Origin of the sequence: Maribacter sp. LLG6340-A2 (assembly GCF_045057105.1) — a bacterium.
Taxonomy (GTDB): domain Bacteria; phylum Bacteroidota; class Bacteroidia; order Flavobacteriales; family Flavobacteriaceae; genus Maribacter.
Window position 1 is genome coordinate 2,344,596 of the sequence record NZ_CP159332.1, and the last position, 24,782, is coordinate 2,369,377.

The 24,782-nt window shown below is 38.3% G+C and carries 14 protein-coding genes; 9 read left to right on the forward strand and 5 right to left on the reverse strand.

All coding sequences use genetic code 11. The annotated features are described in order from the left end of the window. Positions 1–167: 167 nt before the first annotated feature. The 3 genes from ABVM52_RS09870 to ABVM52_RS09880 form a co-directional block, all read right to left on the reverse strand. Positions 168–2,111, reverse strand: coding sequence for a RagB/SusD family nutrient uptake outer membrane protein (locus tag ABVM52_RS09870; protein ID WP_405380024.1), 1,944 nt, complete (start codon positions 2,109–2,111; stop codon positions 168–170). A gap of 31 nt (positions 2,112–2,142) precedes the next feature. Then, positions 2,143–5,256 carry a SusC/RagA family TonB-linked outer membrane protein gene (locus tag ABVM52_RS09875; RefSeq protein ID WP_405380026.1) on the reverse strand — a complete coding sequence of 1,038 codons (3,114 nt, stop codon included), beginning with the start codon at positions 5,254–5,256 and terminating at the stop codon, positions 2,143–2,145. Between the two features lie 253 nt (positions 5,257–5,509). Then, a complete protein-coding gene (locus ABVM52_RS09880) occupies positions 5,510–7,951 on the reverse strand; it encodes a glycoside hydrolase family 31 protein (protein WP_405380028.1) in 2,442 nt (813 codons plus the stop codon). Positions 7,952–8,129: 178 nt separating this feature from the next. Between ABVM52_RS09880 and ABVM52_RS09885 the strand changes: the two genes are divergently transcribed. The 4 genes from ABVM52_RS09885 to ABVM52_RS09900 are packed head-to-tail and all read left to right on the forward strand — an operon-like array spanning position 8,130 to position 17,524. Beyond that, complete coding sequence (locus ABVM52_RS09885) at positions 8,130–10,892, forward strand: glycosyl hydrolase (RefSeq protein WP_405380030.1); 2,763 nt, start codon at positions 8,130–8,132, stop codon at positions 10,890–10,892. Positions 10,893–10,902: 10 nt separating this feature from the next. Then, a complete protein-coding gene (locus ABVM52_RS09890) occupies positions 10,903–12,027 on the forward strand; it encodes a glycoside hydrolase family 88 protein (protein WP_405380032.1) in 1,125 nt (374 codons plus the stop codon). 24 nt (positions 12,028–12,051) lie between these two features. Further along, complete coding sequence (locus ABVM52_RS09895; protein WP_405380034.1) at positions 12,052–13,836, forward strand: prolyl oligopeptidase family serine peptidase; 1,785 nt, start codon at positions 12,052–12,054, stop codon at positions 13,834–13,836. 43 nt (positions 13,837–13,879) lie between these two features. Beyond that, positions 13,880–17,524, forward strand: coding sequence for a family 78 glycoside hydrolase catalytic domain (locus ABVM52_RS09900; RefSeq protein ID WP_405380036.1), 3,645 nt, complete (start codon positions 13,880–13,882; stop codon positions 17,522–17,524). A gap of 48 nt (positions 17,525–17,572) precedes the next feature. On the opposite strand, the gene ABVM52_RS09905 is transcribed toward ABVM52_RS09900, so the two are convergent. Beyond that, positions 17,573–18,553: a Gfo/Idh/MocA family protein gene (locus tag ABVM52_RS09905; RefSeq protein WP_405380038.1), complete on the reverse strand. Its 981-nt coding sequence runs from the start codon at positions 18,551–18,553 to the stop codon at positions 17,573–17,575. A gap of 115 nt (positions 18,554–18,668) precedes the next feature. Between ABVM52_RS09905 and ABVM52_RS09910 the strand changes: the two genes are divergently transcribed. Further along, positions 18,669–19,538 carry a DUF808 domain-containing protein gene (locus tag ABVM52_RS09910; RefSeq protein ID WP_405380040.1) on the forward strand — a complete coding sequence of 290 codons (870 nt, stop codon included), beginning with the start codon at positions 18,669–18,671 and terminating at the stop codon, positions 19,536–19,538. Between the two features lie 50 nt (positions 19,539–19,588). Here the strand turns inward: ABVM52_RS09910 and ABVM52_RS09915 are convergent, their stop codons facing one another. Next, complete coding sequence (locus tag ABVM52_RS09915) at positions 19,589–20,317, reverse strand: hypothetical protein (RefSeq protein ID WP_405380042.1); 729 nt, start codon at positions 20,315–20,317, stop codon at positions 19,589–19,591. 369 nt (positions 20,318–20,686) lie between these two features. Here ABVM52_RS09915 and ABVM52_RS09920 point away from each other — a divergent pair, with 369 nt between their 5' ends. The 4 genes from ABVM52_RS09920 (at position 20,687) to ABVM52_RS09935 (ending at position 24,723) form a co-directional block, all read left to right on the forward strand. Continuing rightward, entirely contained in the window at positions 20,687–20,860 is a 174-nt protein-coding gene (locus ABVM52_RS09920) for a hypothetical protein (protein WP_405380043.1), read from the forward strand. 68 nt (positions 20,861–20,928) lie between these two features. After that, on the forward strand, positions 20,929–22,860 hold the full coding sequence (locus ABVM52_RS09925) for an ATP-binding protein (protein ID WP_405380045.1): 1,932 nt from the start codon (positions 20,929–20,931) through the stop codon (positions 22,858–22,860). Between the two features lie 12 nt (positions 22,861–22,872). After that, positions 22,873–23,541 (forward strand): DNA-binding response regulator, encoded by a 669-nt coding sequence (locus ABVM52_RS09930; protein ID WP_405380047.1) that lies wholly within the window; start codon positions 22,873–22,875, stop codon positions 23,539–23,541. A 153-nt stretch (positions 23,542–23,694) separates the two neighbouring features. Then, complete coding sequence (locus ABVM52_RS09935; protein WP_405380049.1) at positions 23,695–24,723, forward strand: type I restriction endonuclease; 1,029 nt, start codon at positions 23,695–23,697, stop codon at positions 24,721–24,723. Positions 24,724–24,782: the final 59 nt, after the last annotated feature.

Genomic DNA, 24,782 nt, shown 5'->3' on the forward strand with positions numbered 1-24,782 from the left:
ATGGCATCCTGTACTTGCCTGAGAATTTATTGGTTTACCCTATTTTTTTAAAATTTTTTTATAAATCGATATGTTTTTAGGGTAAAAAATTATAAAGCAATAAAAAAAGCACTGTTCATAGAACAGTGCCTTTTTGCTAAAACTAACTCAAAACAACTCAATTTTTTCTAATAGCCTGGGTTTTGCATTGCTTGCTTTTCATCTGCCGTTAATGTTCTACCTTCCGTATAGATACCATCCAAAAATGTTTGCGGTATAGGTCTTAATACATGATGATCCTTAATATTAGGTGCAGCTTCCGGATTAAAGGCTATTGTTCTTGGGACCAATGTCAATGTCCTGCTTAAATCTTCCCAACGGTGCCATTCTCCACAAAGCTCTCTTGTACGTTCGTTAAGTACTAAGTTCAACATACGCTCATATTCACCGCTTACCCCTAATTTATTGAAGATGGCTTCATCTTCTGCTGGCAAATTATTAATATCGGTAATAGTAAGATCAGTAGCATCTGTGGTAACTGGGATGTTGTTAGATTCATAGTATGAATTTTCCTTGATGTATGAATTGTCCTCTATAGGCTGACTAAATTCCGATGTTGGGTAAGCCTCGGCCCCATCGGTATAAAAAGATCGGTCCTCCCCGCTCTTATAGGCACCTCTGTTTCTAACGGCGTTGATATAGTCTAGACCCTCACCATATGCACCCATTCTAATTTTTGCTTCTGCTGCCATTAGGTATGTTTCTGCCGATCTGGCCAAAATTTCATCACGTAACCCCCTATTGTCGTTAATAGAACTTCTTGAAGAGTCAAAATGTTTAGATAATGAAGGAAATCTTGGATTGGGCAATAACCCAACGCCATCTGCCGCGTAGGCTACATAAACATGAGGTATGGTCTTGCCATTATACAAAATATCCGGGTTATTGTTATTTATGGTTAGGTCAAAACGATCATCATCTGGAGTGTTTATGATATACATAATGCCTAAATCCTCTCCGGCAGTATAATCAATACCTTCAAATGTACCTCCTCTATTTACCCTGTGCTTTGTTCTAAATGTTTTCCAAAAACGTGAGTCGTTCACATGATCAAAAACATCATAGGTAAAATATGTAGCAGCCAACCTACTATAGGGCCTCATACCTGTTAAATCTCTTTTCATCGTAGCCAGGTCATCATAACGAGCGGTAAAGGGTACGGTACTGAAATTGGATGTAACCAATGATCGATCTCTACTAAATTGAGCTGAAAGTATCAATTCTGGTAAAAACTCATTAGGACCGTCCGGTTCTGTAAAATCCCATAATTCTTGATAATTCGCCGCTAGTGGATGATTGGCGATTACTTCGTCTGACAACCTAACAACAGCTTGTAAATCTGCTGTTTTTGTTTCTCCGTTCCAAGAGTCATTGATTTCACTTGCTCTAGTTAAATATGCTTTTGCTAAATAGTGAGCCGCCGCATCTCTACTTATTTGTGCAGGAAAAACCACTGCATTGTCTAGCAGTTCATATGCTTTTGTGAAATCCTCGATTACCTGAGCCAATACTTCTTCTGCTGATGCCCTGGTGAATTCCAGTTCTACGGTGGTACTTACCGTTAATTTTAAAGGCACTCCGCCATACTGTCTTACCAATTTTAAATAATTGTATGCCCTTAAGAAATGTGCTTCGCCCAATGCTGTTTTTTTAACGGCGGGATTGTTAGAATCTATAGCGTTAATAGACTCGATTAATTGGTTGGTCATTGCTATACCCGCATAAAAATTGTCCCAAGGTTCTTCTGCCTGTGTTCTGGTCGTAATTACCACAGAATTGAACCTACTGTCATAATTGTTCCAAGGACTGTTGGTGTCATCCCCACCAACATGAAACTCGTCCGTACCATAGTTGGTTGTGGCAAATTGCTGCTCTGACGGAAAGGTAGAGGCCAAAACCTTATATGTGGCACCTGTTGCTAGGGATAAAATACCTTCTTCCGTTTCAAAATATTCATTGCTTCGCTGTGTGGTGAGCTCTTCTTCCAAAAAATCGTCACTACAAGAACTAACGAACCCTACTAGCAGTAGTGCCGTGCATATATTAATTATGTGTTTTTTATAATTTTTCATGTGTTGTTTATTTTATTAGTCAAGTTGATTTTTAAAATTCTACGTTCATTCCTACTGTAAAACCTCTGTTTGATGCGGAATTACCTAAGGAGTATCCTTGAGAGTTATTGGCCGGCCTGGTAACATCTAGATCGATCCAATCAACTTTTGAGAAAATAAAACCTGGATTTTGGGCCTGTACGTAAAAACGTAATTTGGATAACCCAATATCACTGGTAATCTTTTGTGGTAAATTATATCCTAATGACACATTTCTGACTTTTATAAAAGAACCACTTCTATAACCTAATGTGCCAAAATAAGTGTCTCCAAAGCCTGCTGAGTAGATTGGTTTTTGATATTCTGAATTTGTATTATTTGGCGTATAATAATCCACTTTTCTAGAATTATATCTTCCTACTAAACCTTCACCACCTGTGTTATAGGTATATCCAAAACGACCAAATAGAAAGAATGAAAGTTCCAGATCTTTATACTTAAAGGTGTTGGTTAGTCCAAGTATGTATTTTGGAATGGTATTTCCAATAATTACCCTGTCGTTATTTGCATCTATGACATAATCACCATTTTGATCTACCGGGCGCGCATTACCAGGGGAAAACGTATGTCCGTTGGCGTTGAACAATGCAATTTCATCTGCATCTGATTCTTGCCAAATACCATTGGATGCATAACCGTAGATGACACCCAAAGATTCACCTATGAACCAATTGTTATTGATATCATCCTCTTTGCCATTGGCAAGTTCAACAATCTCATTTTCCTGCCATGATGCACTGATATCCGTAGACCATTGAAAATCCTCTGTACTAACATTCACGGTATTTAAGGTTAAGTCGATACCGCTACTTTTTGTTTCCCCTACATTGGCAAACGTATTTACATACCCTGTAACAGAAGGTATGGCTTGCCTAAGTAAAAGGTCGGTAGTTTCTGAATTGTAATAATCTAGACCACCCGATATACGACCTGAGAAAAATGAAAAATCCAACCCATAATTATATTGTGTGGTTTTTTCCCACCCCAACTCTTGATTGGCAAGTGTTTCATCTAATTGAACGCCAGATACACCGGTAGAACCTATAGGGTAGAATAGGGGAAGTAGTCCGCCTTTTGTGGAGTATGCGTCAATTGCTGCATTACCGGTAACCCCTACACCCGCTCTTAATTTTAGCTGGTCTATCCAATTGGCGTCTGCTAAGAAATTTTCTCGGTCTATACTCCAACCTAAAGCGGCACTAGGGAAGAAAGCTCCTTTATTACCTTCTGCCAATTGAGAGGCGCCATCATACCTACCGGATACGGTCAATAAATACTTGTTATCGAACCCATAATTAAAACGGGCCATGTATGATAGCAATTGCCTTTCCGTTAAATCGGAATCATAATTGGATAAAGCTACATTGTCCGCACTAAGCGCGTTCCATTTCTGACTTGCAAACGGAATATTGTCCGCGGCCATTAAATTGGATTCTTCAATGAATTGGGTCTGGCTCTGCAATAGTGTTGCACCTACATCATGCTTACCAAATGTTCTGTTGTAAAGTAACAGGTTGTCCAAGGTATAGGACAGACGTTGTCTTTTACTTAGGGAAGCATAACTAGAACCTGTTCTAACGACAGATTGCCCATCTAGAAAACTTCCATTTCTATAGGTTTCAATATCTGGACCAAAATTTGTTCTGAATTTTAAACCTTCTAAGGCAGAACCAAATGCACCAAAATCAAGTTGCGCATAGAAACTACCAAAGGCCCTAAGGGTTACTCTTTGATCTTGGGAATACAATTCTTCGTCAACAATCGTTTTTACCGCAATATCACCTCCTGGAAATTCAATTCTATTTCCTTCACTGTCATAGGGTAACGTGTATTGAAATATGGATCTTGCACTTTGGTAAAGGCCACTTTGCGCCGAGACGCCCACATTACCAGCGGTAGATTGTCCATATTCTTGTGTACTATAAGAAGTGTTGATATTTCCACCAAACGTAAACCATTCCGTTGGTGTTATATCTACGCTTACGTTGGCATTGTAACGCTCATAACTTTGGCCTACCACACTACCGGTGTTGTTAATATATCCAAAGGAACCGTAGGCCTTCATTTTTTCCGAACCACCACTGGCACTTAAAGTATGTTGGTTGGTAAATCCTGTTTGTGTGACAAAATCGGTAAAATCTGTGGTAATTAATTTTGAGCCGTCCCAGGTGCCGCCTTCCCAGCCTCTTAGAATATTGTTGAAGGCCGTGTCATCACCGGAAAATATGGCTTCATCATTGGCAATAGTGGGTTGGTCACCTCTTGGAAAGGTGTCTGGGTTTTCATAATATTTGGCCCATCTTCTATACTCCACAAATTCGCCTGCGTTGAACTGTGGAGCTGCTTCGTTTAAGGTCTGTGTGGTTATCGCTGTATTGTAGCTTAAAGTAAATCTGCCCGATTTTCCTCTTTTTGTCGTTACAATAACGACACCGTTAGCACCACGTGAACCGTAAATTGCCGTTGCCGATGCATCCTTTAGGATATCTATAGATTCAATATCCGTTGGGTTAATATTGTCTATTCCACCAGATATAAGTGGTATTCCGTCAAGTACATATAGAGGAGCGTTGGATGCTGAAAGCGAACGTTGACCCCTAATAGTAATATTCCCAATACTACCGGGTCTTTCATTTGATGAAATATCAACACCCGCGGCCTTACCCTGCATGGCCTCAATGGCATTATTTACAGGTCTGGAATTGATGTCCTCTGATGTTACACTGACTATAGAGCCCGTAACATCAGATTTTTTTGTGGTACCGTACCCCACAACCACTACTTCATCCAGTAACGCACTATCATCTTCCATGACAATGTCATAGGTAGAATTGGCGCCAACCAAAAGTTCCTTGGCTTTATACCCAATGGAGCTGAATACCAATGTTTGTCCTTCGGCTACATCTATCGTGTATTCTCCGTCAAAATTTGCACTGGTACCTGTACTTGTACCCTTTATTACAATGTTTACACCTGGTAAGGGTAAACCTGCGTTATCCGTAATTATACCGGAAACGGATTTTTCCTGGGCGCTTATGCCCAGCGAAATGAATAAAAAACATAGAAAAAATGTTTTTTGAAAATTAAGTCGATTTAAGTTTTTCATAGGTTGTTAAGTTATTTAGTGTAATCGATTGTATTTTATGGAATCATGAAATTATATATTAAAAATATATGTACTATCCTGTACCTACCTGACAAAATTGTTAAAATGATAATTATGACTATCCCAAATAGAAGAATAACTATCTAGGAGATTAAAAAACCATGCATTTTAAAACTAATTCGTACGTCCGTTTCTTTGAAATCTATGGAGATTAATAGTGTCCGAGAAGGTGAAATGTTTACGGTAAGGTGGGTTATTTTACAATCTTTATTTCTTGAAGCTTATTGGCATCAACCTTTATTTTTAAAATACCATCAGTATAACTTATAGCTTTCTGCTCCTTAAGTTTGCTAGCGTCTATTTTCTTTTTGTTGATGAAAATACTAGAAGGATGGTCAGGTTGTTGTATAACAATAGTATAGGTGGCTACATTTGAGATAAAGCTGCCTTTTGGTTCATCAATTTTAATAATTGTTGTTTGATGGTTTTCTTCTGTCTCTATTTGTGTAGTTGTATAATCACCATTCTCATAGTTAAGCGATTTGCCGTCATCCTGATAAAGTGTAAAAGAACTTTTTTCATGTGTATATATATGAAGGTCAATATTTTTAATAGCCTTTTCTCCTATATAGTTCTGGGATTCTTGCATGGGAATAATTGCACCTCCTTTAATGAAAATTGGAATCTGGCCTAAGGGGCACAATACACTTATATATTGTTTGCCTTCAAAAACTTCATTGGTCCAATAATTGGTCCACTGGCCTTTGGGTAAATACACTACCCTTGTTTTAGCGCCTTTATCAATTACCGGGCATACCATCATACTTTCGCCCAACATATATTGGTCGGTTATTTCATAGGTATTTGGGTCATCTTGGTTGTCAAGTACCATGGCCCGCATTTGTGGTTTTCCCGTAATATGGTTCTGGTAACTGGTGCTATATAAATAAGGTATAAGTTGGTAACGGAATGTGTCATAGGACTTAAAAATCCGTGTAGCTTCTTTACCATAATTCCATGGTTCCTTATAGTTGGGGTGTTCCATCCCAAATAGATGGGCAATAGGGCTCAGTAAACCAAATTGGGTCCATCGAATATATAACTCTGGGTCGGCCACATGTTCAAAACCTCCCATACAATGTGCCCAGTTACCCACACCGGATAATCCTATATTTAATCCGGCTTTTATCACGGGTTCAAAATATTGCCATTCGCTGGGCCAATCTCCCGCAAAAATGAACGGATAGCGTTGAATACCGGCATATCCTTCCCGGGTATGGTTCATTCCCCTTATATTGTTGTATTCCTGAAATTTTTCAAAGGGTGCCTTTGCATAGGCCAACGGAAATAAATTATGTAAGGATTTTATCTCTTCTCCTTGTGGACCTACTTTATCACTTTCATTAGCTTTATGTCCAAACGCGCTGCCTTCATCCGTTTTTAAAAACATGGCGCCTTGGTCCGCCACATTTTTCACCCCTTCTTTCCACCACCAATCCACAGATTTTTCATCAAAGAAATTAACGAATTCACCAGCGCCATTTTCTTCAGGATATACATACCCGCCTTTACGTGCTTTATCTAAAAGTCGATACGTTTTTCCGTTATCGAATCTTGGTCGCAAATGAAGACCTACAGCGTTTAAATTTAAGGCGTATAAACTATCGAACATTGCTTTTGGGTTTTTGAATGTTTCCCGCCATTCAAAAGTTGTGGCACCTTTTCCACCATTTTCACCAAAAAATCGCCAGGTAGAATCTAAATGCAGTACATCTAAAGGAATCTCTAATTCCCTAAATTTTTTGGCTAAATCAATAACATACTGTGTTGAGGTCTCAGATTCATGGCCCCAGGTACCTCCACTATACGTTCCTACGTGAAGACCCAATGCAAATTTGGGCAGTAGGGGAGATTTTCCGGTTAGATCGGTATAGGTGTTTAAGATGGTAGGGAAATCCGGTCCATACATAATATAGTAATCCAGTTCGCCGCCTTCTGCATTAAAGGAGAAGATGGTATCGTTACTATTGCCCATGTCCCAATTGGTTGGGCGTGCGCTATGTAAAAATAGTCCATAGCCCGCTGTACTCATGAAAAAAGGTACGGGAGCATAATTGGCTTCCAATGGATTGTATGCGCCAATAATATGGGGTAGACCTTGGCCCCTGCCTACATTTAACCTCACTTTTTTTCCTCTTCTGTCCAAGAAATCCATACGCTCCCCAAAGCCAAAAAAATGTTCGTCCGGTTGTAGGTTAAAGGATGTTCCGGTTTGTTCAGTGGTCCTATGGGCGCTACTGTTCATAGCGTCTTTATGTTCGTCCAAGAGCACGTTGCCATTGGTATCGTAAAGGGAAATTGAAAAAGGATTCTTTCCTATTTTTAATTCTATTTTCTCTGTGGAAAGCGCTAGTTCTTGGTGGTTTTCTTTTTTATTGTATGCTACTTTAGGCCAATCATATTTTACTACCATCCATGGTTCGTTCGCCTCAAATTCACCGTTCCAAGAGGTTCGTATACGTACGGCATCAGCAGTAATGAATTCAATTTTTACAACGCCCTGGGTGGTCTTTATCGTAATTTCATTGTTAGTTTCTGAATGTACATTTTCAAAATTCCCTAAAAAGGTTTGTGCATTGGCGTAAAAACCAATTAGCATGGTGCATACAAAAAAGGATAAGCGCAAAAAGTTCATAGTCATAGATTACAATATCATGGGGTAAGTTACAGGATGAGCGTTATGATTGTATCCTGTACTATGCTGTGAGTACTTTCATTTTGTATTTTCAGCATAGCACAGGATGGTCTTGTGTGCCAATGATATTATTTTAGAGGTTATGATATTCACTCTTAAAAAAATCAGGCATTTAGTTTTGTCCGGCTGCTTATTTGTAGGCTGTTCTACGGCAATGTCCTATGCGCAATTTCAACAGGACAAACCTTTAAAAAAAGGAGCTGATGCTGCCCTTATTGGTAGCGGTAATGTACACCGGGAATTAATGCGAAAAAATACCGCAAAACCCTGGACACGCTGGTGGTGGATGGGGAGTGCCGTAGATAAGGAAAATATAAAAGCCACTTTAATTTCATTCTCCAAAGTAGGTTTGGGGGGCGTAGAAATCACCCCTATTTATGGGGTAGAAGGCGAAGATGACAAAACGGTTTCGTTCTTATCTGAGGAGTGGTTGTCTTTGTTGGACTTTACAATCAACACGGCGGATAGTCTAGGCATGCAGGTAGATATGAATCTGGGAACGGGTTGGCCTTATGGCGGCCCACAAATAGATTTGGAGCATGCAGCAACACGATTAGTTGTAGATAGTGTTCGGCTAAAAAAAGGACAGCGTTTTACAGGTGTGTTAACACCTAAAAATGCTAAAGATACCCTTGGTGCTAAAGTTATTGCAGTTATGGCTTTTGGCGATGATGGACATGTGGTTGATTTAACGCCCAAACTTCAGGATAACAGTTTAAAATGGAAGGCAAAAAAAGCCGATTATACATTGTATACAGTTTATACGGGTAAAACCGGACAAAAGGTAAAACGTGCTGCACCGGGTGGAGAAGGCTATACGGTAGATCATTATAGTAATGATGCGTTTGAGCAATATGTAACCAGATTCAACGCGGCATTAAAAAATAATGGCCAAGGTTTACGGGCAATTTTTAATGATAGCTATGAGGTGTATGGAACGGATTTTACCCTGGATTTTTTTGAGCAATTTGAGCGATTGAGAGGATATGACCTAAAGCCTCATCTACAAGAATTAATGGCTACTTCTAATCATGAATTGGCGAATAGGGTTAAAAGTGATTATCGAGAAACCTTATCCGATTTATTGTTGACCGAGTTTGATGTGCCATGGACAGAATGGGCAAACCAAAAGGGGTATTCCTCTAGATTGCAAGCACACGGTTCGCCCGGTAATCTAATCGATTTTTATGCCGCTGCCGATATTCCCGAATGTGAAACTTTTGGTTCCATGCCATATGATATTAAAGGATTTAGAAGGGAAAAAGAAGATATTAGAGAAGGGGATGCAGACCCGGTGATGCTGAAATTTTCATCGTCTGCCGCACATATTGCGGGTAAACCCTTGGTGTCATCAGAAACATTTACTTGGTTGCGCGATCATTTTAAAACGGCATTGTCCCAGACAAAACCAGAGGCTGAAGATTTGTTGCTGAACGGTGTTAACCATATTTTTCTTCACGGTTCTACCTACTCCCCCAAAAGAGCTGCATGGCCAGGGTGGAAATTCTATGCATCCGTTAATTTTAATGAGAACAATACCATTTGGGAAGATGCCCCGGCCTTATTCTCCTATATTGAAAATTGCCAAAAACTATTACAATCTGGCAAGCCGGACAATGAGGTTTTACTCTATTGGCCTATTCATGATGTTTGGGACGATTATTTAAAGGGGCAGCGTTTCTTTCAGTTTAAAATACATTCCTTGGATGAATGGTTGCATGGCACCAAATTCTATGGCTTGGCAACAACATTGGCCCAGCAGGGTTATGCAACCGATTTTATTTCGGACCGATTTGTTGCCGGTTTAACCTATGTTAACGGGGCAATACAGACCCAAGGGGTTAGTTACAAAAGTTTGGTAGTTCCAGATGCGGATAAAATGCCTTTAGCCACGTTTAAAAAGCTGTTGGCACTTAAGAAACAGGGTGCGCAAATTATTTTTCAAGGCCTTCCGGAATCGGTACCCGGTTTTGCAAATTATAAGGAGAAGAATAAACTTTTAAACGAATTGATTGCTGATAATTCAACACATTTGGCGACTACTAATTCCATTGGCGAATCCTTGCGTAATGCTGGACTATACCCGGAAACAATAGTAGAAACCGGACTCAAATACATCCGTAGAGCTATCAATGGTGAAAAATTATATTATCTGGTGAACCATACGGGTAAGGCCATACACGGAACTTTTCCTATTCAGACCAAAGCCGAAAATGTAATTCTTTATGACCCCTTAAATGAAAAAGAAGGGGTAGGGGAAAGTGAAATAAAGAATGGAACAACCCTGGTGAAATTACATATTCCATCTGGTGGCTCCTTAATTCTAAAAACCGCTAAAACCACTACTTTAAAAGAATGGGATTATCTAGAAGAATTGGATACTGCATATGTTTTAAATGATGAATGGAAGATTGATTTTATTAAAGGCGGTCCTTCATTGCCAGCATCAGCAACTTTAAATGAGCTGAGTTCATGGACGGAATTAGGGGAGGATGCTTCTTATTTTTCAGGAACGGCACGTTATGAAACTACGTTTGAAAATCCTGATACTACTATAGAAAATTGGAAGTTACGCTTTAACGAAGTTCGAGAAAGTGCTAAAATTTGGCTGAATGACATCTATGTAGGTACGCTTTGGGCAAATCCTTTTGAAATTGAATTATCAACGTTAAAACCGGGTAAAAATACCTTGCGGATAGAAGTAACCAATTTACCCGCTAACAGAATAAGAGCCAAAGAACTACGGGGAGAGGAATGGAAAATTTTTAAGGAAATAAATATGGTCAATAAAGATTATAAAAAGTTCGATGCCACTAGTTGGAGTCCCACCCCATCTGGATTAATAGGCGATGTTTCCTTAATACCCTTAATCAACAACTAACACAAAATCCATGAAGCGTAATACAGCAATATTTATACTGGGAATATTTTTATTTCAGTTCACATTAACTGCCCAAGAAATTAATAGGGATTCGGTTTTAAAGCACATGCAATTGGCCAATAGTTATTTTATGCAAAAATGGCAAGATGTGGGCAAAACCATAATCACCAATAAGGAGCGCCCCAGTAATATTTGGACCCGTGGGGTGTATTATGAAGGGTTAATGGCTTTGCATGAAATTTATCCTAAAGAGGAGTATTACAACTATGCCTATGACTGGGCAGAGTTTCACGAATGGAATTTTAGATATGGTACCGCTAACAGAAATGCCGATGACTATTGTGCGGCACAAACCTATATTGACCTTTATAACTTAGAGCCGGACCCTAAAAAATTAAAGAACACCAAGGCAACTATGAACATGTTGCTGAACACCCCTCAATTAGATGATTGGTCTTGGATAGATGCCATACAGATGGGGATGCCCGTTTTTGCAAAACTCGGCGTATTGGAAAATGACGACCGCTATTTTGAGAAAATGTATGAAATGTACATGTTTACGAGAAATAAACATGGGGATAATGGTTTGTATAACCCTAAAGACGGACTCTGGTGGCGCGATGCCGATTTTGACCCACCCTATAAAGAGCCAAACGGGGAAGATTGTTACTGGAGCCGTGGTAACGGTTGGGTAATTGGTGCATTGGCAAAAGTATTGTCTATTATTCCAGAAGATGCGCCGCACCGCCAGCAATATGTAGATGATCTTGTAGCCATGTCAGAAGCTTTGGTGCCTATACAACGTACAGATGGTTTTTGGAACGTGAGTTTGCATGACCCAAAACATTTTGGTGGTAAAGAACTATCGGGGACAGCGTTGTTCGTCTATGCCATGGCATATGGGGTGAATAATGGAATTTTAAATAAGGATACATACCGTCCCGTAATAGAAAAAGGATGGAATGCCATGATAAAAGAAGGATTGCATGAAAACGGATTTTTAGGCTTTGTACAATCTACGGGAAAGGAACCAAAAGACGGTCAACCACTTTCCTATACCAAAATACCCGATTTTGAGGATTACGGATTGGGGTGTTTTCTGCTCGCTGGCAGTGAAGTCTATAAAATGAAGTAAATTCAGCTATTAAACCAACCAAACATGAATTTTAAAAGTTTTTTACTAGTGCTATGTTGTACCACTTTTGCAGTTGCACAGCACGAAGAAATTGACCTTTGGCCAAACGGGGTTCCGGGGAGCATTCAAAACAACGATTATAAAGAATCATATACTTATGATGCGTTAGATAGGGTAAGGGGTGTTGCCAAAGTGTCTAAACCCACCCTTACACCATTTTTGGCAGATTCTTCTATCGCCAATGGTACCGCGGTAATTATTTGTCCAGGTGGTGGGTATTCGCATCTGGCCATTAATAAGGAAGGGTATAAGGTTGCCAAATGGTTGAATACGCTCGGTATTTCTGCTTTTGTACTTAAATATAGAATGCCTACGGATGAAACCATGACCAACAAAACTGTGGGCCCGCTTCAAGATGCTCAAGAGGCAATACGTATGGTACGTAAAAATGCTAAACAATATCAAATAGATACCAATAAAGTAGGTGTTTTAGGTTTTTCTGCTGGGGGGCATTTTGCAAGTACGCTATCCACCCATTTTAATGATAAAGTTTATGAGCACGATGCATCAATCAGTGCAAGACCGGATTTTTCGGTATTGGTATATCCGGTAATTTCAATGAAAGATGGTGTTACACATGCGGGTTCTAAGCGAAATTTATTGGGAGAACATCCATCCGAAGAACGTATCAATCACTATTCAAATGCGCTACGGGTTAACAATACCACACCACCAACTTTTTTAGTGCATGCTACGGATGATACGGTGGTACCCGTTGAAAATAGTTTGGAATATTATAATGCCCTAAAGCAGTTTAATGTGCCTGCAGAAATGCATGTTTATGAAAATGGCGGACATGGTTTTGGACTTGGGGTTTCCGGTACCAATGCCAACTGGCCAACCAGTTTAGTACAGTGGTTTTTAGCCCATGATTTAGTAAAGAAAGATGAGGTATACCTCTTTTCTTATTTTGTGGGTAATGGGGAAGACGGCTTACATTTTGCTTATAGTGAAGATGGGTACTCTTGGGAAAGTTTACGAAATGGCGATTCATACCTAACCCCGCAAGTAGGTAAGGATAAATTAATGCGTGATCCATGTATAATTAAAGGGGGCGATGGCAAATACCATATGGTCTGGACCGTTAGTTGGACGGATAAAGGTATTGGTTATGCCACTTCGGATGATTTGGTAAACTGGTCTACGCAACAGTTTATTCCCGTAATGGAAAAACTGAATGGTACCCGTAATACTTGGGCGCCAGAGATTACCTATGATGATGCTACCGGGGTATATATGATTTATTGGGCAAGTACTATTGAAGGTAAGTATCCAGAAACCAAGAGCAACAAGGAAAACGGATACAACCACCGTATGTACTATACCACTACCAAAGATTTTAAAACCTTTACGGAAACCAAAGTGCTTTATGAGCCTGGTTTCAATGTCATAGATTCATCTATCTACAAATGGGAAGATAAATTTATTATGTTCTTAAAAGATGAAACGATAGAACCCGAGCAGAAAAATATTAAAATGGCTTTTAGCGATTCTTTAGAAGGGCCTTATTCACAAGCAGGAAAACCTATTACTGGAGATTATTGGGCAGAAGGACCAACGGCAATTTATATAGATGGTAAATGGATTGTCTATTTTGATAAATACAAAAACCATGCGTATGGGGCGGTAGCCTCAAGTGACCTAAAGAACTGGGAAGATATTTCTGATCAAGTTTCTTTTCCCGAAGGGTTGCGCCATGGTACGGTGATAAAGGTACCTAGGGAACTTTTATCGGCCTTAAGGAATTAAATTATCAGCTCAACAACTCAACAACAAACTAACTTTACTCAACATGTTACGAACCAAACTAAAAATTCTTCGAAAACAACAACTGCATCTTATCGTTGGTTTTTTTACGGTTTGCGTAGCTTATTCGCAAACCAAAATACATCAATTAGAGGTTGAATACTTAAAAACCCCTTTGGGCATAGATGTAGATACACCAAGATTTAGTTGGCAAATGAAAACCGATGTCAACCAATATGGGCAGTTGGAACATGCGTATCAAATTAAAGTGAGTACCGCATCCGGTGCATTGGTTTGGGATAGTGGAAAAGTGGAGAGTGCTATTTCTTTGGGGATTTCTTATGCTGGGGAAACATTACAACCTAGAACAACATACCACTGGGAGTTGACCGTGTGGGACCAAGACAATAAAGCATCACAAAATTCTTCTTGGTTTGAAACCGGATTGATGGACGATAACCCTAATACCGAACTGTGGAACGGTGCGCAATGGATCGGTGGGGGAGACAATGATATGGTGTTGTATTCCCACTATTTATCCGTTTATAAATTTGATTATACCGTACAGCTCGATGAGAAATCCAAGAGTACAAAGGCGGCTTTTATCTTTGGTGCAAACGATGCCCGTTTATTGGATAAAAATAAAAACATACAAGGGGTCAATGCAGCCAAAGATGATACTCATATAAGTTTTGAATTGGATATTAGCGCTGTAGATGGTACCGATGAGGGGGTGGCCAAATTTAATGTTTATCGAAAAGGATATGCAAATGAAGATGACGTAACTATTCCTTTTAGGTCCTACGATATTCCCCTTAATAAGATAAACGAAAAGAACAAATATGATGCGCATACCTTTTATACCCAATGTAATTTTGGACTTTTCAAAGTATACTTAGGTGGTGAGCAAGAGAAAGATATTATTTCTACGGATGATGTTATTTCGGCATCGCCTTTTGCACCCAAAGGATTTAATTTGAATCCTATAGGTAAGGGTAATGACTATATTACTTATCCTATGTTGGCCGATATTGGATTTGCTGCCCAACCACTTCAAAAAGCTTATTTTTCAAACATACATATTAGAAATTTACGTGCCCCGTCCAATGCGTTATTGATTGAGAATATACAATCAGATATAGCGTATGATGGTATTTTTTCTGAAACCATACATCAAAATGAAAAATTAAAAATTACGGATAATGCCTTTGAGCTTCAAGGGGGTGAACATGGTGCCAAAATAATCGTGGATCCCAGTCAAAATGCCGCCCCTATGTTGCGAACGGAATTTAATGCTGAAAACCAAGAAATTGCCAAGGCTAGATTGTATGTTACGGCACGCGGTATTTATGAAATGTACCTAAATGGTGAACGTATTGGCGAAGATTATTTTAACCCCGGTCTCACCCAGTATAATAAAACCCATATGTACCAAACCTATGATGTAACCAATTTGGTACAATCTGGTGAGAATGCTATAGGCGGTTGGCTAAGTGAAGGTTGGTGGAGTGGTAATATCACCTATCAAGGTGATTTTTGGAACTTTTTTGGCGATCGGCAGTCGTTACGGGCACAACTGATCATCACTTATGAGGATGGTTCTGAACAAGCGATTACAACCAATGATACCGATTGGAAATTATTTACGGATGGTCCTATTAGATATGGCAGTTTTTTCCAAGGGGAGGTTTATGATGCTACCAAGGAAAGGCATATTAGAAATTGGTCAACTGTAGGGTATAACGACAGTAATTGGAAAAAGGCTAAAGAGGTACCCCTAGAGGGGAATATATACCCCGGGGAAGAATTGGATTTTTCAGATTATAGATTAAGAGCTCAAATAGGGGAAAACCCAAGTATCGTAAAAACGTTGACAGCCATACAAGTTGATGAGGTACGGCCTGGAGTATTTGTATACGATATGGGTCAAAATATGGTAGGATTTCCCAAAATTACATTGCCCAATGGCGTAAAAGGTGATACGGTAACGCTTCGTTATGCAGAAATGAAATACCCTGATTTAACGGAATATGGCGATGAGGTAGGCATGGTAATGATGGAAAATATCAGGGCCGCGTTAACCCATGACACCTATATTAGAAGGGGCGGTACAGAAACTATTCAGCCAAGATTTACTTTTCATGGATACCGTTATGTAGAAATTACAGGAATTGAAAAAGCTTTGCCTTTGGAAGCGGTTAAAGGACTGGTGGTGAGTTCCATTAAAGAAATCACCTCAAACTACGAGTCCTCTAATGCTTTGGTAAATAAATTATGGGAAAATATTACATGGTCCTTACGAGGTAATTTCTTGTCCATACCTACGGACACCCCTGCGCGTAACGAGCGTATGGGTTGGAGTGGGGATATAAGTGTCTTTTCAGAAGCAGCCACTTATTTAGCGGATATAGGTCCGTTTTTAGACCGTCATTTATTGGCCATGAGAGATGTGCAACGAGAAGATGGTCGTTTTACGGATGTAGCACCCCTTGGCGGCGGATTTGGTGGAACCCTTTGGGGAAGTGCCGGTATCATTGTACCATGGGAAGTGTACCAACAGTATGGAGACCTTGAGCTGTTGCGTACCCATTATGATGCCATGAAAGCGTATGTGGAATTTTTAAATAGTAAAATTGATCCGGAAACCGGACTGCTAATGGAAGGTCCTTTAGGGGATTGGTTAAGCCCGGAAGGATATAAGAATGAGGATACCATGTTATGGGCGGCGTATCATTTGCGAGATTTGGAAATTCTTGCGGAAACGGCACAACTTCTTGGAAAAACAAATGATGTAAAGATATTTAAAGAACAATTTGAAAAGAGAAAGAAGTTTTTAAACGATACTTACGTAGATGCTACAACGGGAAAGACACTTCATTTAGGAAATCAAAGTACCAGATTTGGCTCACCTTTACCATTAGAACGTATAAAAAAAGCTGGGGATTTCGTAGATACACAGGCTTCGTATGCTATTCCGCTTAATTTTAATCTTTTTACCAAAGAAAATAAAAATAGGGCGGTGGCTAATTTAACGGCCGCAATTAAAAGGTCCAACGAGGATGAACAGGGCATTGCACGCCCACCATATTCATTAATGACGGGTTTTATTGGTACGGCATCTATTAATCATGCTCTTTCAGAAAATGGCCAGGATGAGGTTGCCTATAGGTTACTTCAACAAACTACGTACCCTTCATGGCTGTACCCTGTAGTCAACGGAGCTACCACAATTTGGGAACGGTTAAATTCCTATACCGTAGAAAATGGATTTGGCGGCAACAATAGTATGAACTCATTTAACCATTATTCTTTTGGTGCTGTTTCTGCTTGGTTGTACAATTACTCCTTAGGTATTCAAAGAGATGTAACCGCTCCTGGTTTTAAACATTTTATATTGCAACCTACCCCAGACCCTACTAAGGAAATGACCTTTGCCAAAGGGTATTATGATAGTATGTATGGCCGTATAGAAAGTGAGTGGAAATGGGTTGAGGATGGTTGGTTATATTCGGTAACCGTACCGGCAAATACTACGGCAACCTTGCATTTAGGTACTGATGATTCAAGAAAAATTACCTTAAACAATAAGAAGATAAAAAAAGCGAAAGGAGTAACCCTTAAAGGTCAAAAGGACAAGACCGTGCTATTAGAGCTCCTTTCCGGAAGGTATCAATTTATGATAACCGACTAATCTATTAAGTTCTTGCGTACCGTTTCTGGTTTAAGATTTGCTTTGATACTAAGCGATACGCCCACTTAATTTTTCCATAAGTTGCATAACGGTTACTCCATCTTCCACCGGACATGGATTTCCTGACCGGCCTAAAAAATAATCAACCGTAGCTTTGATCATAGGCTCTTGAATATGCTTGGGATTATCAAAAGCGAAGGTTTCCATTCCTTTTTTTGTCGTTACGGAAACGCGGTCACCAAAAAAGGAAAATTTAATAGTCCCTTCTGTTCCGTAAATAATGCATTCGTCTTTTTTACTGGTATCGGCCACATTAAAATTCCATACGCCTCTAAATTGAATACCATTTTTAAAGGACATTATTCCGTTAACGACTTCTTCTACATTTTCTATTTGTTTAGCAGGCTTTACAAACCCTCTTACGGCATCTACAGGTCCAAAATAATGAATCATTAAATCTATTTGATGTGGTGCCAAATCATAAAAATACCCTCCACCGGAAATCTTAGGGTTTAATCGCCAATTTTCTTCAGAATCTGCGACAAGATTTGTTTTTTTGGGTTGCAAAATCTGAATATCCACATGGGTAATTTCTCCCATTACACCTTTATCCAACAATTCCTTTACCTTTAAAAAGGCAGGTAGCTTTCTACGATAATGGGCTACCGTTAGTTTTCCAGTACTATTCGCCGTTGTGGTTTGTATTTGTTGTGCCTCAATGGCATTCAGCGCCATAGGCTTTTCCAAATACACGTGTTTGCCGGCCTCTAAAGCTTTTATGGCATATGCTAAATGGGTAGAAGGTGGGGTGGCAATATAGACCGCGTTAATTTGGTCATTGGTTAACAGGTCTTGCGCATTGCTACTGTAATTGGGAACCTTATGCCTTTGGGCAAAATCTTTTGCCTTGGCTTCATTACGGCGCATAACAGCCATTAAGGTAGAATTTTCTATACGTTGAAAAGCAGGGCCGCTTTTTAGTTCCGCCACGTCTCCGCAGCCAATTATTCCCCAATTAATAGACTTCATAAACAAGTGATTATAACTTTCTTAAAACTACAAAATAACCTTGAGTTACTATTTATGCCAATAGGATTCTTAAAATTGAACCTGTTAAATTATTTTTGGTCAAAATTTAAGATCAATGGCTTCAGGTTTTTTCGCAATTTTAGATGATGTAGCAGCTTTGCTGGATGATGTAGCAACCATGAGTAAGGTAGCTACCAAAAAAACAGCTGGTATTTTAGGGGATGATTTGGCGGTGAACGCAGAAAAGGCATCAGGTTTTGTGTCCAGCAGGGAGATTCCTGTGCTATGGGCCATTACCAAAGGTTCCCTGCTAAATAAAATTATCATCTTGCCCATAGCATTTTTATTAAGTGCCTTTTTACCATGGGCCGTAACCGTAATATTGATTCTTGGTGGAATTTACCTGGCTTTTGAAGGAGCCGAAAAAATCTATGAATTTTTTGTTCCGCATGAACATAAAGCTAGTCCTATGGATACCAAGGCTATGGGGAAAGCGGAGATTTTGGCTATGGAAAAAAAGAAAATAAAATCTGCCATTGTAACAGACTTTATACTTTCTGTAGAGATTGTCATCATTGCTTTGGGTACAGTGATCCAGGAACCCTTGGTTACCCAAATCGTAGTGGTGTCCATAGTGGCTTTATTGGCTACGGTTGGTGTTTATGGTATAGTTGCTTTAATCGTTAGAATGGATGAGTTTGGAACCCGGTTAATCAATTTAAATAAAGAAAATAATAGTATATCGGATAAAATTGGTCGTTTTTTCGTTAGCGCATTGCCCAAAGTAATTAAGGCCTTATCCGTTATAGGTACCATAGCCCTTTTATTGGTATCCGGTGGTATTTTTGTGCACAATATAGATTTCTTCCATCACTTATTACCAAATCTACCGGGTATATTGGTCGAGTTTGGGGTTGGATTACTTATAGGGTTCTTGTCCCTCTTTATCTTTAAAGGTGTTAAAACAATGTTTGTGAAAAAATAGAGGAAGGTTAAAAATTCTTTACCAGAGGCTAAATTAAATCTCTTACTAATCTATGGAACAAATGAGCTTGCTTTATCTACGTGAAGTGGTACGTAGGTTTGTATAATATATGGAGTAATCTTCCGTAAAGTTTCACCTGTTACGGGATGTAGGCCTGGAGCCGTAAAATATTCTATCTCGCCATTTTTTCTTTTTGAGTACCAGATTAAGGGCTTGTCGCTTTCATTAAAAAAGTTGTAGGACTGAGAAACCTTTACTTTTTTAAAGCTGGTAAGTTTTCTATTATCCAAAGGAACTATAGGTGTTCCGTAAGTTGAAAGTGGGCCACTATCACATGTTACGGTAATGTAGAGAGAATCTGCCCATGTCATACAAGATGTATCTACAGTTTTTATATGGCCTTTGTTCGGTTTCCAATTTTGATACCCTAGAACTAAAATAATCATCCCAAACGCTATACTTATGGTTATGATAAGCCTTTTTTTATTGCGCACGGGTGCTTTATGCTCCATGGGCGTAGTGGAAGCGTTTTGCGCATAGTCCTTAAAATTTTCATACCCTAGATACTTACAAAAGAGATCAATGCTATCGGCATTTGGTTTTCCATATTTTGTCTTTTTGTTCAAGTACCTGTCATAAGCCCTTTCAAGTGTTCTGGAACTTAAGTCGGTTTCATTGCTTATATGGTTCGATAAAGCAAATTTTGAATGTTTTGGATGTTCGTTTTTAGCTTTTCTGAACACCTCAAATACAATTTCCCCAATTATTTTTTCATTCATTGCTCTGGTACTAAATGATTTAAAATAGATTTTTTTTAAGATTAAACCTAGGAAACCCCTGGTTTTATTGGTGTCGATACTATGTCGAAAACAAGTCGGTGCTTTGTCTGCTATTGAACGTTTGTCTTCCCTTTACTTTGTTTTCAAGAATGATGGCCGCTATGCATTGCTAACATAGCATTTCTAGAACGTCATTCTTACGGATATCCGTAATGCGATCATCATTCGGTCAAATTGGAAAGTAACTGAGTCCGATCGCGTTTGATTTCCACTTTCCAAAAAAAACAGGAGTACTCCATTACCCCTTAGGATTGGTAATTGGGAAAACCCCAAACGGCCATTCCTATGTCAAATTTTAAAGTAAAAATCATGAAAAAAACAAGCATAGCCTTTATGGTCATAATATTTGGTTCGTTAATCTATTCATGTTCAACAGATTCTGTAGCAGAAATAGATGGGTTATACCCTATTCATTCTACGGAAGGTGATGATGGTGATCCACCACCACCGCCACCTCCACCACCAGATCCGGGTGACGAATAATCATTATATATTCATTAAATTGGGCCATACTTTATTATGGCCTAATTTTTAGTTTTAATACACTGCTTTTGAAGAGATTTTTGCTATTGACATTATTCGCTTTTTGGTCTTGTGCGCCCACCGTAGAAGAAGATTTTTCCAGAAACACACAGCAAAATGAGGCGCAAAAGCACTATAAGGCATCCTTGAATAAAGAACTTACCCTATCTGAACAAAAACAACAGATAAATAGGGCATTTACTTTGGTTCAAGTAGGAAAAGATAGGTTGTATACTAAAATATTGTACCAAAAGAATAGACTTCATCTTGTGTCGCAAGAGATTGATAGTCTTTTTTATTACCACCAAGTGCTCGTTGCACATGCCTCCAAGAAAGAAGATTATGCCACCTTGGGTTCCCAATATTATCTCATGGCCTATTATTATCATCAAACAGACCATTTAAAGGATAGTGCCTTTGTTAATTATAACCGTTCTAAAAGTTATTATCAAAAGGTCAATGATAGTATTTGGGTGGGTAAAAATCTTTTGAATATGGGGGTCATTCAAAAGAATAAAAATGATTTTTTCGGAAGTAAGGAAACCTTGACCGAAGCTATTGAATATTTACAGACTACAACAGATACCAATACACTTGCCGGATGTTATAATCTACTGGCCACCAATCATAGGAAATTGCTCAATTACAATGACGCCATTAAGTACTATGAAAAGGCCATTAAGTTCAGTAGCGCGGCAAAGGACAAACTCATTTTTAAGAACAACAAGGCAGTGGTGTATACTGATGCCAAAAATTTCAAAGAATCGGTTTCCATACTAAGCACATTGGCAAAAGATAGTGTGCTGGAAAAAAATAAGGAAGAATATGCAAGGGTGTTGGATAACCTGGCGTACGCAAAGTGGCGCATGGGGAGTTTGGTAAGCGTACAGGATTTTCTTGATCCCTTACAGATACGGTCTCAAATAAATGATGATAGGGGTAAAATTGCCAGTTTTACTCATTTGGGTGAATACTATAGTGCCATCAATCAAAATAAAGCAAGGTTTTTTTTTGATTCCGTTATCCAATTATCCAAAAAAATAAGAATGCCACGCGCAGAAAAGGAAGCCCTGACTTATGTAATGGATTTGTCTCCAAATGATATGGAGGTACGTAACCGCTATATTTTTTTACAGGATAGTTTGTATGAGCAGGAATTACAGGTGAAAACACAATTTGCAAAATTTAAATATGACGATAGGGTTACCCAGGCAAGTAATTTAAGATTGGAAAAAGAAAATGCGGAACAGCGACTAAAAGTGGCTCAAAAGGAAAAGCAGCAAATAGTTTTACTTTCCGTTGGTGGTATTATTTTACTGTTGGCCGCTTTTGGGATCTATTATCTTGGGCACCGCTCCAGAAAATTGGTGCAGGAAAACAAAACCGCCAGATTAGAGGCTACATATGCAACGGAGGCAGAGCTGTCCAAAAAACTGCATGACGAATTTGGGGGTAAACTCAATCATGCTATGTTATTGTTACAGGATGCCAATAATCAAGATGAGGTTATGAACATTGTAGACGCTCTTTACAATCAAAGTAGAGATATATCTAGAGAAATAAATGATGTGGATACCGGTTTACGTTTTAAGGATGTATTATTTGGAATGATGGGCAATTATTGCAAGAATACTAAATTGATCGTAACAGGAAGTAATGAGGTAGAATGGTCTAAAATCTCCACCTTGTCAAAGAAAACACTATATAAAGTTTTACAGGAACTTATGATCAATATGCACAAACATAGTCAGGCGACATTGGTTTCCGTATCATTTGAACAAAAGGACAAAACATTACAAATAGACTATGTAGACAATGGTGTGGGAGCTCCAAAAGAAGCCCTTCACGTAAAAAATGGACTGTGGAATACAGAAAAGCGTATTCATGCCATTGATGGAACTATTATTTTTGATTCTAAAGAAGGAAGTGGTTTTGAAGCACGACTAGTTTTACCGAATTAAAAAAATATTCCTATGATGTTCAATAAGATATTGATTGCCGAAGATTTTCAAGATACCAATAAAGGTATTGTCAACGCATTGCAATCTAGGTTGGAAGTAGAAAATATTCAAGAGGAACTGTATTGTGATAAGGCGTATAACAGATTTAAAATGGCCTATGATAGCAAAGTACCTTTTAAGCTGTTGATAACCGATTTGACCTTCAAGGAAAGTCATGTGGAACGGAGATTAACCTCGGGGATGGATTTAATTGAAGCGATAAAGGCTGTAGATGTCAATATCAAAATCATCGTAAATTCCATGATCGATAGCCCTTCTGAAATTAACCGCTTGTTCAAGGATTTTAAAATTAATGGTTATGTCTGCAAGGGGCGTAATAGTTTAAATGAATTGGTCTATGCCATACAAGAGGTGTATCAAAACAGGACCTATGTTTCTCCTCAACTCAATCTAAATACGGCCAATAATATTTTTGAAATGGATAAGTATGACCTTATGATACTTAAGGATTTGGCCAATGGTTATACCAAAAGGGAAATTTCAGAAAGATTGAAGCAGCAACAAATATCACCCAATAGCGAAAGTACTATCGATAAAAAAGTAAGTAAGCTTTTTGATGAATTTGGAGCTAAAAATACCCATCACCTAATCGCAAAATTAATTAAACAGGGGAAACTTTAGTTTAATAGAATAAACAAATCTCAATCTTTTACAGATATCTGTAAGGTATTGTATTTCAATTGATTTAGGTTTGATATGGTTCAATTAAGTTGATTATAGTTTTAAAAGATTACAACTTAAAATTCGATACCATTTCAAAATTAAATAAATGTTATGCAAGTTCAAACACAATTAAAAGCCCTTGCTGAAAAAATTGGCAAGCTTAAAAATAAGATTGATACAGAGGAATCTACTAAACATGCTTTTGTACTTCCATTTATTAATATCCTAGGTTTTGATACTTTTAATCCTACCGAGGTTGTTCCGGAATTTACTGCAGATATTGGTTTAAAAAAAGGGGAGAAAGTAGATTACGCTATTTTCCAAGATGACTTACCTATTATTATAATTGAATGTAAAAACTGGAAAGAAAAATTAAATGCCCATAACTCTCAACTTTTTAGATACTTTCATACGACTAAAACACGATTTGCGCTATTGACAAATGGTATAGATTATCAATTTTTTACTGATTTAGAAGATGCCAATAAAATGGATGAAAAACCATTTTTAGAATTTGACATAACTAAATTAAAAGAAACTACAATTCATGAAATTGCGAAGTTTCATAAGTCCAATTTTGATGTTAATAAAATTGTAGATAGTGCTAGTTCTTTAAAGTATACCAAGGAAATTAAAAAATTAATTGACCAAGAGTTAATTTCTCCTTCCCATAATTTTGTCAAGTTATTTGCTAATGAGGTCTATGCTGGTAGACTTACTGAAAAAGTAATGGGTGAATTTACGGACTTGGTAAGTAAAGCTTTTACTCAAACAATTAGCGATAAAGTAAATGATCGTCTTAATGCAGCATTAAATAAGGAAGTTGAAAATCAAAAAGAAGAATTAACTGAAGAAATTGAGGTCAGTAAAGTAGTAACTACTGAGGAGGAAATAGAAGGCTATAGAATAGTAGTTGCTATACTACGAAGGAAGCTACCTGTTAGCAGAATAGTTTTCAGGGATACTCAATCTTATTTTGGTATTCTTTTAGATGATAACAATCGAAAACCTCTTTGCAGACTTCATTTTAATGGAGGAACTAAATATTTAGGAATAATTGATGAGGATAAAAATGAAGCTAGAAAACCTCTCAATGCTTTGGAGGATATTTATCAATTCGAGCATCCTAAGAACGGTTGATTTTTATTTAAGAGAATAAGTATGCTTATTGATTAAGCAGAAGGAGATTAATTCTAATA